General features: G+C 51.1%; 13 protein-coding genes, 1 rRNA gene and 1 riboswitch. All 14 genes read right to left on the bottom strand.

The features are described from left to right. Positions 1 to 940: 940 nt before the first annotated feature. Positions 941 to 2,194, bottom strand: a complete 1,254-nt coding sequence (gene purD, locus KNQ05_RS11025; RefSeq protein ID WP_214805388.1) for a phosphoribosylamine--glycine ligase — start codon at positions 2,192 to 2,194, stop codon at positions 941 to 943. A gap of 15 nt (positions 2,195 to 2,209) precedes the next feature. Further along, positions 2,210 to 3,730, bottom strand: a complete 1,521-nt coding sequence (purH, locus tag KNQ05_RS11020; RefSeq protein WP_088836279.1) for a bifunctional phosphoribosylaminoimidazolecarboxamide formyltransferase/IMP cyclohydrolase — start codon at positions 3,728 to 3,730, stop codon at positions 2,210 to 2,212. Continuing rightward, positions 3,727 to 4,302 (bottom strand): phosphoribosylglycinamide formyltransferase, encoded by a 576-nt coding sequence (gene purN / locus KNQ05_RS11015; RefSeq protein ID WP_214766759.1) that lies wholly within the window; start codon positions 4,300 to 4,302, stop codon positions 3,727 to 3,729. Before purN ends, purH begins: the two co-directional genes overlap by 4 nt. Continuing rightward, positions 4,299 to 5,333 (bottom strand): phosphoribosylformylglycinamidine cyclo-ligase, encoded by a 1,035-nt coding sequence (gene purM / locus KNQ05_RS11010; protein ID WP_214770109.1) that lies wholly within the window; start codon positions 5,331 to 5,333, stop codon positions 4,299 to 4,301. The genes purN and purM overlap by 4 nt, the downstream gene beginning before the upstream one ends. Positions 5,334 to 5,352: 19 nt before the next feature. Next, positions 5,353 to 6,762 carry an amidophosphoribosyltransferase gene (gene purF / locus KNQ05_RS11005; protein WP_088836274.1) on the bottom strand — a complete coding sequence of 470 codons (1,410 nt, stop codon included), beginning with the start codon at positions 6,760 to 6,762 and terminating at the stop codon, positions 5,353 to 5,355. Then, on the bottom strand, positions 6,738 to 8,957 hold the full coding sequence (gene purL, locus KNQ05_RS11000; protein WP_088836272.1) for a phosphoribosylformylglycinamidine synthase subunit PurL: 2,220 nt from the start codon (positions 8,955 to 8,957) through the stop codon (positions 6,738 to 6,740). The genes purF and purL overlap by 25 nt, the downstream gene beginning before the upstream one ends. Then, a complete protein-coding gene (purQ, locus tag KNQ05_RS10995; RefSeq protein ID WP_214770117.1) occupies positions 8,938 to 9,621 on the bottom strand; it encodes a phosphoribosylformylglycinamidine synthase subunit PurQ in 684 nt (227 codons plus the stop codon). The genes purL and purQ overlap by 20 nt, the downstream gene beginning before the upstream one ends. Further along, positions 9,618 to 9,866: a phosphoribosylformylglycinamidine synthase subunit PurS gene (gene purS, locus KNQ05_RS10990; protein ID WP_214805386.1), complete on the bottom strand. Its 249-nt coding sequence runs from the start codon at positions 9,864 to 9,866 to the stop codon at positions 9,618 to 9,620. Before purS ends, purQ begins: the two co-directional genes overlap by 4 nt. Then, complete coding sequence (gene purC, locus KNQ05_RS10985; protein ID WP_029332585.1) at positions 9,863 to 10,570, bottom strand: phosphoribosylaminoimidazolesuccinocarboxamide synthase; 708 nt, start codon at positions 10,568 to 10,570, stop codon at positions 9,863 to 9,865. Before purC ends, purS begins: the two co-directional genes overlap by 4 nt. Before the next feature lie 59 nt (positions 10,571 to 10,629). Next, positions 10,630 to 11,925 carry an adenylosuccinate lyase gene (purB, locus tag KNQ05_RS10980; protein ID WP_088836267.1) on the bottom strand — a complete coding sequence of 432 codons (1,296 nt, stop codon included), beginning with the start codon at positions 11,923 to 11,925 and terminating at the stop codon, positions 10,630 to 10,632. Further along, positions 11,922 to 13,025 (bottom strand): 5-(carboxyamino)imidazole ribonucleotide synthase, encoded by a 1,104-nt coding sequence (gene purK / locus KNQ05_RS10975; RefSeq protein ID WP_088836266.1) that lies wholly within the window; start codon positions 13,023 to 13,025, stop codon positions 11,922 to 11,924. Before purK ends, purB begins: the two co-directional genes overlap by 4 nt. Beyond that, positions 13,022 to 13,513, bottom strand: coding sequence for a 5-(carboxyamino)imidazole ribonucleotide mutase (gene purE / locus KNQ05_RS10970; protein ID WP_088836265.1), 492 nt, complete (start codon positions 13,511 to 13,513; stop codon positions 13,022 to 13,024). The genes purK and purE overlap by 4 nt, the downstream gene beginning before the upstream one ends. An 89-nt stretch (positions 13,514 to 13,602) precedes the next feature. Beyond that, positions 13,603 to 13,704, bottom strand: a riboswitch (purine riboswitch). 443 nt (positions 13,705 to 14,147) lie between these two features. Next, the gene (locus KNQ05_RS10965; protein WP_029332581.1) at positions 14,148 to 14,348 is read right to left on the bottom strand and encodes an NETI motif-containing protein; all 201 of its coding nucleotides are present in this window, start codon (positions 14,346 to 14,348) and stop codon (positions 14,148 to 14,150) included. Positions 14,349 to 14,465: 117 nt separating this feature from the next. Next, positions 14,466 to 14,563, bottom strand: a 5S ribosomal RNA gene (gene rrf / locus KNQ05_RS10960); the annotation flags it as partial.

Genomic DNA, 14,563 nt, shown 5'->3' with positions numbered 1-14,563 from the left:
TGCGAATTAGACAAATTCCTGATGCTCGTCATGTCAGCCGCTCCTCTCCTTCTCGAATCGTCTTCTAGCGGCAATCCTTCGCGCCGCTTCGCTACGCTGCAGGGTCGCTCTTGATTGCTTTTCGCTAAGAAGCGATTCAAGTCGGAAGTCGCGTCCTGACACAGCTGTTTTTTAGAGCAGTATTCAAAAAAACGGCACCCTGACAAAAGTTTCGCTTCTCGTGACTCCTACGGGAAAAAGCGCGGTTCGCGCTGTCAGAGGCAAGCGAGACCCTGCTACTTGTTCGTAGAATCAAGGAGCAACGGCTCGCGCCTCGCCCGAGGAAAGCACGAGAAGGAAGAATCTTTTGTCAAAAAACATCCTCTCAAAAAACTATGCTGTTTAAAAAGAAATCTCATTCAAAAAACGGCACCCTGACAAAAGTTTCGCTTCTCGTGACTCCTGCGGGGAAAAGCGCGATTCGCGCTGTCAGAGGCAAGCGAGACCCTGCTACTTGTTCGTAGAATCAAGGAGCAACGGCTCGCGTCTCGCCCGAGGAAAGCACGAGAAGGAAGAATCTTTTGTCAAAAAACATCCTCTCAAAAAACTATACTGTTTAAAAAGAGATCTCATTCAAAAAACGGCGTCGTGACAAAAGTTTCGCTTCTCGTGACTCCTGCGGGAAAAAGCGCGGTTCGCGCTGTCAGAGGCAGGCGAGACCCTGCTACTTGTTCGTAGAATCAAGGAGCAACGGCTCGCGCCTCGCCCGAGGAAAGCACGAGAAGAAAGAATCTTTTTGTCAAAACCAACCTCTCAAAAAACGACATCCCGACACAGCTTTCGTTTCTCGTGACTCTTACAAGGAAAAGCACAAGAAGGAAAAACCTTTTGTCAAAACCCTTCTTTTAAAAAAAAGCCAAGCGAAATCGCTTGGCTTTTTACATAACAGTTTCCTTTAAATTCATGTTGTCCGAAACGCCTTTTTCGCAATATCCGTCCGGTAAAAGAAACCGGTTTGATCAAACGAAGCTAACCCTTGATAAATATCAGCGACTGCTGCTTCCATCGTCGCGGCTTGACTGACACAGACGAGGACACGCCCGCCTGCTGAAACGAGTGTATCGTCCTTTTCTGTCGTCCCGGCATGAAAAACTAAGACTTTCGAATCGATTGATGTAAGATCAATCGGTTGTCCTGTCTGCGGTCGTTCCGGATATCCGTCTGCCGCGATGACGACACCGACCGTCGCAGCATCAGACCACAGGACTTCAGGCTCCTCACCTGCTGTGAGCGGGATGATGACATCGAGCAAGGGGGTTTCGAGACGCGGTAAGATGACTTCTGTTTCCGGATCCCCGAACCGCGCATTAAACTCGATGACGGACGGTCCGCGGTTCGTCAACATCAGACCCGCGTATAAGAATCCTGTAAAGGGAATCCCTTCGCTTGCCATCTGCTCGACAAGGGGACGCAAGATCCGTGTCATCGCTTCATCCGTGACGGCTTGTTCATCGAATTGAGGCAACGGGCTGTAAGCACCCATTCCACCGGTATTCGGTCCGGCATCACCGTCGAAGGCACGCTTATGATCTTGCGACAAGACCATCGGGATGACGGTCTCTTCATGGACGAATGCCATCAAGGAACACTCTTCTCCGACGAGACATTCTTCGATGACAACGCTACTTTGGTCACCGAAGTCACCGGCGAAGATGTCTTCAATTGCGCGAACTGCTTCATCAAGCGTCGTCGCCACCGTGACGCCTTTACCTGCTGCGAGACCATCTGCTTTGATGACGATCGGTGCCCCTTGACGGGAGACATACGCTTTCGCTTCTTCTGCCGATGTAAAGACAGCGAATGCTGCCGTCGGAATCCCTGCCCGTTCCATCAATCCTTTGGCGAACTGTTTACTTCCTTCAAGTGCCGCCGCTTCACGCGAAGGACCAAAAATCTTAAGACCCGCTGCTTCGAAGGCATTGACGACACCGAGGACAAGTGGGCCCTCTGGTCCGACAATCGTCCAATCAATCTGTTCGTCTTTAGCAAATTGGACAAGCTCACTGATGGCATCTTCCCGAATCGGGACACATGTGGCTTCCGTCATCCCGACATTTCCCGGCGCGGCATAAATCGTTTTGACTCGTTCATCTTGTGCTAGCTTCCAGACGAGCGCGTGTTCACGCCCGCCTTTTCCGATTACTAATACCTTCATGCAAGTCGCCTCCACTCAGTGTTTGAAATGACGGACATTCGTAAAGATCATCGTGACGCCGTGTTCGTTACACGCATCAATCGACTCTTGGTCACGAATCGACCCACCCGGTTGGATGATTGCCGTAATCCCGGCTGCCGCCGCGGCTTCGACCGTATCGCGCATCGGGAAGAAGGCGTCAGATGCGAGAGATGCACCAATCGCCTTGTCACCGGCTTGCGCGATGGCGATGCTCGCCGACCCGACACGGTTCATCTGCCCTGCCCCGACACCGACCGTCACTTCATCTTTCGCTAAAACAATCGCGTTCGACTTGACGTGTTTGACAGCACGCCATGCGAGCTTCAAGTCTTCCCATTCGGCTGCTGTCGGTTTACGGTCCGTGACGACACGTGCTGCTGCATCATCTAATGTCTCATCGTCGCTATCTTGGACAAGCATACCGCCAGCGACGGCTGTATAGCGAATCGCTTGGACACGTTTGACATCCAGTTCAAGCAAACGCAGGTTTTTCTTCGCTGCCAACAGCTCGAACGCTTCTGTCGTAAACGATGGGGCGATGATGATTTCAAGGAAGATGCCACTGAGCTGCTCCGCTGTCGCGAGATCGACTTCACGGTTCAGAGCGACGATGCCGCCAAAGATCGAGACCGGATCTGCTGCATGCGCCCGGCGGAAGGCTTCGTCGATTGTCGGACCGACAGCGACGCCACACGGGTTCATGTGTTTGACGACGACGGCTGCTGCTTCGCGGAACTCATCAAGGATTTCAAGTGCGGCATTGGCATCTTGAATATTGTTGTATGACAATTCTTTTCCGTGCAGTTGGTTCGCTGATGCAAGAGACGCCCCACGATAGATCGGTGTTTTATAAAACGCCGCTTCCTGATGCGGATTTTCTCCATAGCGTAAGTCTTGTACCTTCTCGAGCGTAATCGTTAATTGCTCCGGGAATTTTTCTCCCGTTTGTGTCAAGAAGTAGTCCGCAATCAAGGCGTCGTAGGCTGCCGTATGACGGAAGGCTTTCGCTGCTAATTTTTGGCGTGTTTCAAACGTCGTTCCACCGAGGTTGATTTCTTTGATGATTTCGCTGTAGTCTGCTGGATCAACGACAACCGTCACGGCTGCATGGTTTTTCGCAGCAGAACGAATCATGCTCGGTCCACCGATATCGATGTTTTCAATTGCGTCTGCGTAAGGAACGTCCTCTTTCATAACCGTTTCCTTAAATGGATACAGATTGACGACAACGAAATCGATTGGTTTGATGTGTTGCTCTGCCATTTGTTCGCGGTGCGTCTCTAAATCACGACGTCCAAGTAAACCTCCATGGACCATTGGATGTAACGTTTTCACACGACCGTCAAGCATCTCCGGGAATTGTGTGACTTCACTGATACCGATGACCGGAAGTCCTGCTGCCTCAAGTGCTTGATGGGTCCCGCCTGTCGATACAAGTTCAATCCCTGCTTCGTGAAAGGCTTGTCCCAGTTCTACGACTCCTGTTTTATCCGATACACTAATTAACGCTCTCATACGTTTGCCCCCTCTTTAATCCACTCTTCGATGACTTGCGGATACAATCTGTGCTCTACTTGCTGAATCGCTTTCTGTAGCGTTTCCCGCGTCATATCCTCAGTGATACGGACCGCTTCCTGTGCCATGATTGGTCCCGTATCCATTCCTTCATCGACTATATGAATTGTAACACCTGTGATTTTAACTCCGCCACGAAATGCTTGCCCGATGGCATCTTTTCCTGGAAATGCCGGAAGCAGCGACGGATGGATGTTGACGATTCGTCCGGCATACCGTGCGAGAAGGACATCACCGACGAGACGCATATATCCGGCTAGGATAATCCGTTCCACGTCTCGCCGCTCTAGTTCCGCAACGATTTCGCGTTCAAAAGACGGTTTATCCGGGTAGTCCTTGGCTGTAAAAACAAACACATCACAGCCACGTCTTCGTGCCCGCTCGATGACGAGCGCCTCTTTTTGATCGCAGACGACGAGTTCAATCGTCGCCTGTAAACGTCCTGCCTCAATCGCTTCAAATAACGCTTCAACATTACTCCCGCTTCCGGAAGCAAAACAGGCAAGCCTCATTGGTCGACTCCTTTGATGCGAATCCCGTCTTGATCTGTCACCGTCCCGATCGTATAGGCCGTTTCATTTTCGCGCGCCAGGCGTGCCGTCACTTCGGTCACGTGTTCCGGCTTGACGATCATCATGTAGCCGATCCCCATGTTGAAAACGTTATACATCTCGTCACGCGGAATGTTTCCGGCTTGTTCAAGCCAATCGAAGACCGGTAACGTCGGCCATTTTTTCGGATCAAACGTCGCTCCGCAACCTTCCGGAAGGACACGTGGTACGTTTTCATAGAAACCGCCACCCGTGATATGGACCATCGCTTGAATCTTCTCTGTTTCGAGCGCTGCTTTGACAGCTTCGACATAAATCCGTGTCGGCATCAACAAGGCATTGCCGATCGTGTTACCGAGCATCATCAATTCATCTTCATACTGAAGACCACTTTCTTCGACGATTTTTCGGACGAGTGAAAATCCGTTCGAGTGAACCCCTGACGACGCGAGCCCTAAAATGACATCACCGGGTGTAACACCTTCACCAGTAATCAATTTTTGTTTTTCGACGGCACCGACGGCAAAGCCGGCAATATCATACTCACCGTCTGCATACATCCCCGGCATCTCTGCCGTCTCGCCACCGATTAACGTACACCCCGACTGGACACAGCCTTCGGCGACACCGGCGACAATCCGTTCGATTTTCGACGGAATGGCTTTACCGAGTGCGATGTAGTCGAGGAAATAGAGCGGTTCTGCACCCTGGACGATAATGTCGTTGACACACATCGCGACACAATCAATCCCAATCGTATCGTGTTGGTCGAGGGCGAAGGCAAGTTTTAACTTCGTTCCGACGCCATCTGTCCCGCTGACGAGCACCGGTTCTTTTAGATTCAATTGACTGAGGTCGAACATTGCACCGAAACTTCCGAGTCCCGTCATGACTTCCTTCCGCATCGAACGGGCGACGTGTTTTTTCATCCGGGATACGGATTCGTACCCTGCGGTCAGGCTAACACCTGCTGCTTCGTATTGTTTACTCATGCTTTGTTCCCCCATCTATTCAAAGTTTGGCTTCTAGTTCAAGTGCACCGATCGGTGTCGGATATTCGCCTGTGAAGCAGGCCGTACATTGTCCTTTCAGTGGACCATCGAACGGACGGTCAATCGCATTGACCATTCCGTTGACTGTCAGAAACTCCAGTGAGTCAGCACCGATTTCTTGGCAAATCTCACTGGGTGTCAGGCGGGCGGAAATCAGTTCGTCTTTTGACGACGTATCGATGCCGTAATAACACGGATTCGTGATGGGCGGCGCCGTGATGCGGACATGAACTTCCGTTGCCCCGGCTTCGCGTAACAGTCCAACGATGCGGCGGCTTGTCGTCCCACGCACGATGGAATCATCAACCATGATGACCCGTTTGCCGTTGACGACACCCCGTAGTGCCGACAGTTTCATTTTAACGCCGCGTTCCCGTAATTCTTGCGACGGCTGAATGAACGTCCGTCCGACGTAACGGTTTTTAATCAATCCCATCTCGTAGGGAATCCCGCTCGCTTCCGCATAACCAATCGCAGCGGAGATACTTGAATCCGGAACACCTGTGACGACATCTGCCTCGACCGGTGCTTCTTCGAACATTTTTTTGCCAAGTGCTTTTCGTGCCGTATGGACATTGACCCCATCAATCATCGAATCGGGACGGGAAAAGTAGATGTATTCCATCGAACACATCGCCCGCTCATGCGGTTCCATATACTGCCGTGATGACATGCCGGACGTCGTGATCGTCACGAGCTCTCCCGGCTCGATGTCACGAATGAACTCGGCCCCGACGATATCAAAAGCACACGTTTCCGATGAAAAGACGATGCCGCCATCTGGTGTTTTCCCGAGTGATAACGGGCGCAGACCATGTGGATCGACGGCGACGTACAACGTATCTTCCGTTAAAAAAAGAAAGGCGAATGCACCGACAAGCCGCGCCAGACTATCGGCAATCCGGTCTTCGAGTGTCGGTAATTTACTCCGTTTGACGAGGTGGGCGACGACTTCCGTATCGCTTGTCGTCTGGAAAATCGCCCCTTCCGCCTCAAGTAAATGTTTTAACGAATCGGCATTGACGAGATTCCCGTTATGGGCAAGTGCCAAGTCACCCGTCCGTGATTTGAAGTGAAGCGGTTGTGTGTTCTCGAGCGTGTTGCCACCAGCTGTCGAGTAACGGACGTGTCCGATCGCATGCTGTCCGGCTAACGAATCGAGTGTCTCTTGTGAAAAAACTTCCGTCACAAGTCCTTGTCCCCGGTGTGGAAGAAGCAGGTTGCCGTCACTCGCGACGATTCCTGCGCCCTCCTGCCCCCGGTGTTGCAGACTGTGGAGACCATAATAAGCAAGTTGTGCCGCTTCCGGTTGTCCGAAAATCCCGAATACCCCACACTCTTCATTTAATCCTTTGATGTCATATAACACGCGATCGCCCCTTCCCAGTCGGCTTGCAGTGTTGAACGTGTTGCTTCGATGAGTGTGTCCGTTGTCTTGATTTGAATCGAATCCTCTGCTGTGACGTGACCTAGTTTTTCAGCACCTGTCTGTTCGACGAAGGCTGCCTCGTGCTCCGGCTTCACCGATACGACGAACCGGGATTGTGATTCACTGAAGAGATGTAACGCCGGTCCTTCAAATGTCACGTCGAGACCGAGCGTCGTTCCGAATGTCATTTCTGCCAAGGCGACGGCGAGTCCACCTTCCGCGACATCATGGATGGCTGTGACGAGCCCTGCCTGAACGGCTGTTTGTAAGGCACGTAAACGGGTTTGTTCGACGTTCAAATCGATGCGTGGTGCTTTCCCGAATGATTTTTCGAATTGCATGTATTGGAGTTCACTGCCACCGAACTCCGGTAACGTCTCACCGAGCACGTAGATTGCGTCGCCTGCTTGCTTGACGTGTTGTGTCGTGATCCAGTCGGTCTGGTCATGTAACCCGACCATTCCGACGACCGGCGTCGGGTGGACGGCTTTGCCGGCTGATTCATTGTAGAGCGAAACGTTTCCGCCAATGACCGGTGTCTCGAGCACGCGGCAGGCTTCAGCCATCCCGGCCGTCGCTTGTTCGAGTTGCCAGAAGCCTTCCGGTTTATCCGGATTCCCGAAATTGAGGCAATCGGTGATCGCAAGTGGTGTTGCACCACTTGCAACAATATTGCGGGCGGCTTCAGCGACGGCGATCTGACCACCGACGAACGGATCGAGGTAAACGAAACGACTGTTACAGTCTGTCGTCATCGCGAGTGCTTTGTTCGTGCCACGGACACGGATGACGGCTGCATCGGAACCCGGTGCAACGACGGTTGACGTTTGAACCATATGATCATACTGGTCGTAGACCCAACGTTTTGACGCGATCGTCGGTTGTTTGAGCAGGGCACGCCATGTTTCGACGACATCCTCGACGACCGGCAACGTCTCTTCCATTGCTTGGAACTCTTCATAATAAGCCGGAACGCGCGATGGCTTTTGATAGACCGGTGCTTCTTCCGCAAGGGCATCGACCGGTACTTCAGCGACGATCGTTCCGTGCTGGACAAGGCGAAGGACTTTTTCTTCGATGACTTCGCCGACATGAACGGCATGTAAGCCCCATTTGCTGACGATGGCTTCGATTTCCGCTTCCCGTCCGCGCTCGACGACGAGCAACATCCGCTCCTGCGACTCCGATAACATCATTTCATAAGCGGTCATGCCGGTTTCACGTTGCGGCACATCATCAAGGTGCATTTCAATCCCCATGCCGGCTTTCGAAGCCATCTCGGCTGACGACGAGGTCAGTCCGGCAGCGCCCATATCCTGCATCCCGACGAGTGCCGGATGGCCGACGATTTCGAGACAGGCTTCAATCAATAACTTCTCCATGAAGGGGTCACCGACTTGGACGGCCGGACGTTTTGCTTCCGTATCCTCCCCGAGATCTTCTGAAGCGAAGGTAGCACCGTGGATGCCGTCACGCCCTGTTGCCGCACCGACGTACATGACCGAGTTCCCGGCACCTTTCGCAAGACCTTTTTGAATATCTTCATGATTGATCAGTCCGATACACATCGCATTGACGAGTGGGTTTCCTTCATACGAACGGTCGAAACCGACTTCTCCGCCAATCGTCGGAATCCCGACGCAGTTGCCGTATCCGGCAATCCCGGCGACGACTTGTTCAAACAACTGATTGACGCGTGGTGTCCCGAGATGTCCGAAACGAAGCGAGTTCATCAACGCGACAGGACGGGCTCCCATTGAAAAGATATCGCGGATGATCCCACCGACACCCGTTGCTGCCCCTTGGTAGGGTTCGACGGCTGACGGATGATTATGACTTTCGATCTTAAAGACGACCGCTTGATTATCACCGATATCGACGACACCTGCGCCTTCACCTGGTCCTTGCAAGACACGGGGACCGGTCGTCGGAAACTGGCGTAAGACCGGTTTTGATGTTTTGTACGAACAGTGTTCTGACCACATGACGGAGAAGAGTCCTGTTTCCGTGTAGTTCGGTTGACGACCGAGTAAGTCGACGACCATCTGGTACTCCGCGTCGCTAAGTCCCATCGTCGCATAAATCCGTTGCTCCTGAATTTGCTCAATCGTTGGTTCAGACTGTTGTTTTAACATGGTGGGCCCCCTGTTTGACGAGTGAAGTGAATAACTTAAGTCCATCTGTTCCGCCTGTCAGCATCTCGACAGCACGCTCCGGGTGTGGCATCATCCCGAGCACATTCCCTGCTTTATTCGTAATCCCCGCGATATCGCCGCGCGATCCGTTCGGATTGTCGACGTATGTGAAGGCAATTTGTTGATTCGTCTGCAACATCGCGTACGTGGCGTCGTCACAGTAGTAGTTTCCTTCACCGTGGGCGATTGGAATCGAAATCGTTTCACCCGGTGCATAATCTGACGTGAAACGTGTCTCGTGATTTTCGACCTTCAGTTCGACTGTCCGGCACATGAACTTCAGTCCGGTATTGCGGTGCAAGACACCCGGGAGAAGACCCGCTTCGACAAGGATCTGGAAGCCGTTACAGACACCAAGAACGGTTTTCCCTTCTGCTGCAAATCGTTTCACTTCCTCCATGATTGGTGAAAACTGGGCGATTGCGCCGCAGCGGAGATAGTCCCCGTATGAGAAACCGCCCGGAAGCAGGACACCATCGTATCCTTCAAGTGACGTTTCGGTATGGAAGACATAGTCCGCTTCCTCACCGAGCGCATCCTTAACGGCGTGGTACATATCTAAATCACAGTTCGATCCTGGAAAGACGATGACCGCAAACTTCATGCCGTCGTCACCTCTTCTACTTCAAAACGATAGTCTTCCATCACCGTGTTGACGAGGAGCTTTTGGCACATGTCATGAATCATCTTGTCCGTCGTTTCATCCGAGACGAGCAGTTCGATTCGTTTTCCGATCCGGACTTCTTCGACACCCGTAAAACCGAGTTGCGCAAGACCACCTTTGACAGCGACTCCTTGTGGATCTAAAATGCTTTCCCGTAATGCGATCGATACGATGACTTTTTTCATTGTGTGTTTCCCCCTAGGCGATTGAATAGTGTTTGGTACGTGTCGATGAGTGATCCGATGTTGCGACGGAAGACATCTTTATCGAGGTGCTCCCCCGTTTCTTTATCCCACAGACGGCATGTATCCGGTGAAATTTCGTCAGCCAGCAGAATCTCGCCTGTCGGTGTTTTGCCGTATTCGAGTTTGAAATCGACGAGCGTGATCCCCTTTTCGTCAAAGTACGGACGTAAGACGGCATTGACGCGGTTCGCTTCTTGTTCAAGTAAATCGAGCTCTTCCGTAGTCGCAATCTTCAGTAAATTAATGTGTGCACGGGTGACGAGCGGATCGCCTAAGCTATCATCTTTATAGTAAAACTCAACGATTGGTGTTTCGAGCACTGTTCCTTCTTCGATCCCAAGCCGTTTGCTGAGGCTTCCGGCGACGACATTGCGGACGACGACTTCGAGTGGAATGATGGTGACACGGCGTACGAGCTGTTCGCGCTCGGAAATGCGTTCAATGAAATGGGTCGGAATGTCGGCCGCTTCAAGTACTTCAAAGAAGTGACTCGTCAAGCGGTTGTTCAGTTCACCTTTACCTGCGAACTCTGCTTTTTTCTCTCCATTAAATGCTGTCGCTTCGTCCTTGTAGACGATGCGGAGCACGTCCTGCTCCTGCGTCGTGTATAATCGTTTGGCCTTACCTTCATAAAGTGGTTGCATTGCTTTCGTCCCCCAGGATCCTAAGATGTAGACGGGGACAATGCCCCGTCTCAGGTTGATTAGTTCAAGCCACACCGTTCAAAAATTTCATCGACCCGGCTCGTATGATACGTTGGATCAAAACAAGCATCGAGTTCTGCTTCTGTAAAGAGTTGTTGAATCTCTTGTTCCTGCCATAACAAGTCACGGAACATGATTTGTTCTTCCCATGCTTGCATCGCCCGTGGTTGGACGAAGTCGTACGCGGCTTCACGCGACCAGCCTTTTTCAATCAAAGCGAGTAAGACGTGTCCGGAGAAGATGACACCATACGTCCGGTCCATGTTGCGTTTCATGTTTTCCGGGAAGACCGTCAAGTTTTTGACGATATTACCGAACCGGTTCAACATGTAGTTGAGTAAGCCGGTTGCGTCCGGCAGAATGATCCGTTCCGCAGACGAATGGGAAATGTCCCGTTCGTGCCAAAGCGAGACGTTTTCGTAAGCCGTCACCATGTGTCCACGAATGACCCGGGCAAGCCCTGTCATGTTTTCTGAACCGATCGGGTTACGTTTATGTGGCATCGCGGATGATCCTTTTTGACCTTTCGCGAAGAATTCTTCGACTTCTCGTGTTTCGGTTTTTTGAAGACCACGAATTTCCGTCGCCATCTTCTCAATCGATGTCGCGATTAACGCGATCGTCGACATGTAATGGGCATGACGATCACGCTGCAGGGTTTGCGTCGAGACCGGCGCCGGTTTCGTTCCAAGCTTCTCACAGACATATTTTTCGATGAACGGGTCGATGTTCGCAAACGTTCCGACCGCACCTGACATTTTTCCGTATTCGACGGTCTCACGTGCAGCGTCGAAGCGGACTTTGTTCCGTTTCATCTCTTCGTACCAGAGGGCAAGCTTCAGACCGAATGTCGTCGGTTCGGCATGGACACCGTGTGTCCGTCCCATCATGACCGTGTATTTATGTTCGTTCGCTTTGACTTTCAAAATCTCGATGAAGCGGTCAAGATCCGCTGCGAGAATATCGTTTGCTTGCTTCAAGAGATACGAGAGTGCCGTATCGACGACATCCGTTGACGTCAGTCCGTAATGGACCCATTTACGTTCTTCACCAAGCGTCTCCGATACAGCGCGTGTAAAGGCGATGACGTCATGGCGTGTCTCTTGTTCGATTTCATTGATGCGGCTCACATCAAACGAGGCATTGTCCCAAAGGAGTTTCACATCTTCTTTTGGAATGACACCAAGCTCGCTCCACGCTTCACAAGCTAAGATTTCGACTTTCAACCAAGCCTCAAATTTATTCTGTTCTGTCCAAATCGCTTTCATCTCAGGTCGTGTATACCGTTCGATCATCTAACCGTCTCCTTCCAGATTTGCAGGCGCTCGACTTCGGCTAATGCTTCTTCGACTGAATCCGCTAAGATGTTCAAGTGCCCCATCTTCCGTCCTGTCTTCGCTTCCTGCTTTCCATATAAGTGAACTTTCGTCCGTGCCGATAATGTATGTTGTTCCTCGGATAATGCTGTGACATGTTGACCTAGGATGTTCGCCATGACGACCGGTGTCGTCAGACGGGTATCACCGAGCGGGAGCCCACAGATGGCACGGATGTGCTGTTCAAACTGTGACGTCTCACACGCATCGATGGAATAATGCCCCGAGTTATGTGGGCGTGGCGCCAGTTCATTGACGATGATTTCTGAACCGACAACAAAGAGTTCGATTGCGAGCGTCCCAATCAAGCCGACTGCTTCGGCAATGTTCGTTGCCAAATCAATTGCCTGTTGTGACAGCTCACTTGAAATGCGGGCCGGAACGATTGACAGATGGAGTATGTTATCCCGGTGAATGTTTTCGCTGACTGGAAAGACACGCGTTTCCCGTTCGCTCCGTGTGACAATGACGGAGATTTCTTGATCGAACGGTAACCATTTTTCAGCGACGTATTCGGTCGGTTCGAACGTTTCAATGGCACCTGCTAAATCAGCTGCCGTCCGAATGACCGTCTGCCCTTTTCCGTCATAACCGAAGCGAGCCGTCTTTAGGACGAAAGGTAATCCTAACCGTTCGCTTGCTTCTTTCAAGTCTGCAACGGTATGGACAGCATGATACGGTGCGACCTGATAACCATGTCGTTCAATCATCTCTTTTTCCCGAATCCGGTGTTGCGTCTGAAACAACAACTCTGTCCCGTGGACCAACTTATCACCGATTGCCATCGCGACTTCGTGCGAGATGTTCTCAAATTCGTATGTGACGACATCTGATTCTTGCGCTAGACGCTTTGCTGCTTCGACGTCCGTAAAGTCTGCGACAATTTGTTGATCCGTGATTTGCGCGCAAGGTGCATTTTCCGTCGGATCCAGTGTCAGGAGTTCGTATCCCATTTCGCGTGCCGATAATGCCATCATCCGTCCGAGCTGGCCGCCACCTAAGATTCCAATCTTCGTCATGTCAGATGCACCTCGGAAGCGATGACTTGTCCTTCTAGTTCAACGCGCATATGGTCGAGTGCTCTCGCAATCCGCTCGTCTACTGTTCCAAGAATTTGTGCTGCCAGTAATCCGGCGTTCTTTGCACCCGCCTCACCGATCGCAACCGTAGCGACAGGCACACCACCCGGCATCTGGACGATCGAGAGTAAGGAATCGATGCCTTGAAGAGCTTTGCTTTTAATCGGAACCCCGATGACGGGGAGTGTTGTTTTGGCTGCCACCATTCCTGGCAAGTGGGCTGCCCCACCCGCTCCTGCAACAATGACCTTCAGTCCTCGTTCGCGCGCTGTTTCTGCGTAACGGAACATTAAGTCCGGTGTTCGGTGGGCCGAGACCACTTTCTTTTCGTACCGAATGTTCAGCTGATCGAGTACATCACATGTCGCTTTCATTGTTGACCAGTCAGACTGGCTTCCCATAATAACGCCAATTTCCACATTACTCATCTTCGTCTCCTCCTTTTTGCATAAAAAAAGCCCAAACCACGACTAAAAGGGTGGCTTAGGGTATAAAAAGGTACGCCAAAGAACGATCGACGAACATCCATATACCCCATAGTCCAACGATTTAGGGTCGTCGGGTAGAAACTTGCAAGCCATATCCCTGCTATTATACGAGGTGTTATATTCAATCTTCCTATCACGCCTTCATCTTAACAAGACAAGGAAGCATCCGTCAACCAAAGGCGAACAATTTAATTATCTGAAAATTTATTGTTCGTCTTTATACACAATTAGCTCATGCTTTTTTTAATTGCATTCGGAATTTTTACTATTGGTTGTACAAAAAAAGGCAAAGTATCACGGTTACGTGAACTTCACCTTAGCCTGTATTCAAAAAATGTAGTTTGCTGAACTGGGATGATTGACGTTGCACGGCCTGACTCAGACGTTGCTCCAACCTCTATTTGAGGAACGGACGGTTCATTTTTGTAAGCAAAAACGCCGATGACCCCGTTTTTCATACGGATTCATCGGCGTTTTCTATACCTGTTCTTCTCGGTCGTGACGTCCTGATACATATCCTGAGCTACGCACCTCTGTCAGAGACAAATAATCCGGAGGCGAGCGTCTAAAGGAATCAGTCAGATTCTGTTTTCGCTTTACAGTCAAAAATGATCTGTTGGCGAATCGGATACGGTTCTTCATTCGCATCTAATCCAAAAATCGGTTCTTCACGTCGAACAGTCGGACGATAACCCATGGCATCAATCCGATCGAGGCAGTCGCTGATTGTTTCATTCTCTTCAACAGCCACTCGAAGTTTTTGTTTTTTTGCCATGTGTGTCACGTTCCTTCCTTATTATATAAGTCATGCATCTTTGAAAAAACATCAAGATACAAAAAAAGTCCATAAAAAAGCGGCGGCCCTTGAGCGTATGCTCCAGAACCACCGTTTGCCTGGCAACGTCCTATCCTCACAGGGGGAAGCCCCCAACTACTTTCGGCGTTCAAGTGCTTAACTTCCGTGTTCGGCATGGGAACGGGTGTGACCAC

The sequence above is a fragment of the Exiguobacterium sp. s125 genome (assembly GCF_018618605.1).
Classification (GTDB): Bacteria; Bacillota; Bacilli; order Exiguobacteriales; family Exiguobacteriaceae; genus Exiguobacterium_A; species Exiguobacterium_A oxidotolerans.
The sequence above is the reverse complement of the archived record's forward strand: the minus strand, read 5'-3'. Positions and strand labels throughout refer to the sequence as shown.

Excerpts from the sequence above, each read along its gene's own strand:
- purB (WP_088836267.1), bottom strand. The coding sequence starts at position 11,925 with ATGATCGAACGGTATACACGACCTGAGATGAAAGCGATTTGGACAGAA.
- purC (WP_029332585.1), bottom strand. The coding sequence starts at position 10,570 with ATGCAACCACTTTATGAAGGTAAGGCCAAACGATTATACACGACGCAG.
- purS (WP_214805386.1), bottom strand. The coding sequence starts at position 9,866 with ATGAAAAAAGTCATCGTATCGATCGCATTACGGGAAAGCATTTTAGAT.
- purH (WP_088836279.1), bottom strand. The coding sequence starts at position 3,730 with ATGAGAGCGTTAATTAGTGTATCGGATAAAACAGGAGTCGTAGAACTG.
- purE (WP_088836265.1), bottom strand. The coding sequence starts at position 13,513 with ATGAGTAATGTGGAAATTGGCGTTATTATGGGAAGCCAGTCTGACTGG.
- purK (WP_088836266.1), bottom strand. The coding sequence starts at position 13,025 with ATGACGAAGATTGGAATCTTAGGTGGCGGCCAGCTCGGACGGATGATG.
- purQ (WP_214770117.1), bottom strand. The coding sequence starts at position 9,621 with ATGAAGTTTGCGGTCATCGTCTTTCCAGGATCGAACTGTGATTTAGAT.
- KNQ05_RS10965 (WP_029332581.1), bottom strand. The coding sequence starts at position 14,348 with ATGGCAAAAAAACAAAAACTTCGAGTGGCTGTTGAAGAGAATGAAACA.
- purL (WP_088836272.1), bottom strand. The coding sequence starts at position 8,957 with ATGTTAAAACAACAGTCTGAACCAACGATTGAGCAAATTCAGGAGCAA.
- purN (WP_214766759.1), bottom strand. The coding sequence starts at position 4,302 with ATGAGGCTTGCCTGTTTTGCTTCCGGAAGCGGGAGTAATGTTGAAGCG.
- purM (WP_214770109.1), bottom strand. The coding sequence starts at position 5,333 with ATGAGTAAACAATACGAAGCAGCAGGTGTTAGCCTGACCGCAGGGTAC.
- purD (WP_214805388.1), bottom strand. The coding sequence starts at position 2,194 with ATGAAGGTATTAGTAATCGGAAAAGGCGGGCGTGAACACGCGCTCGTC.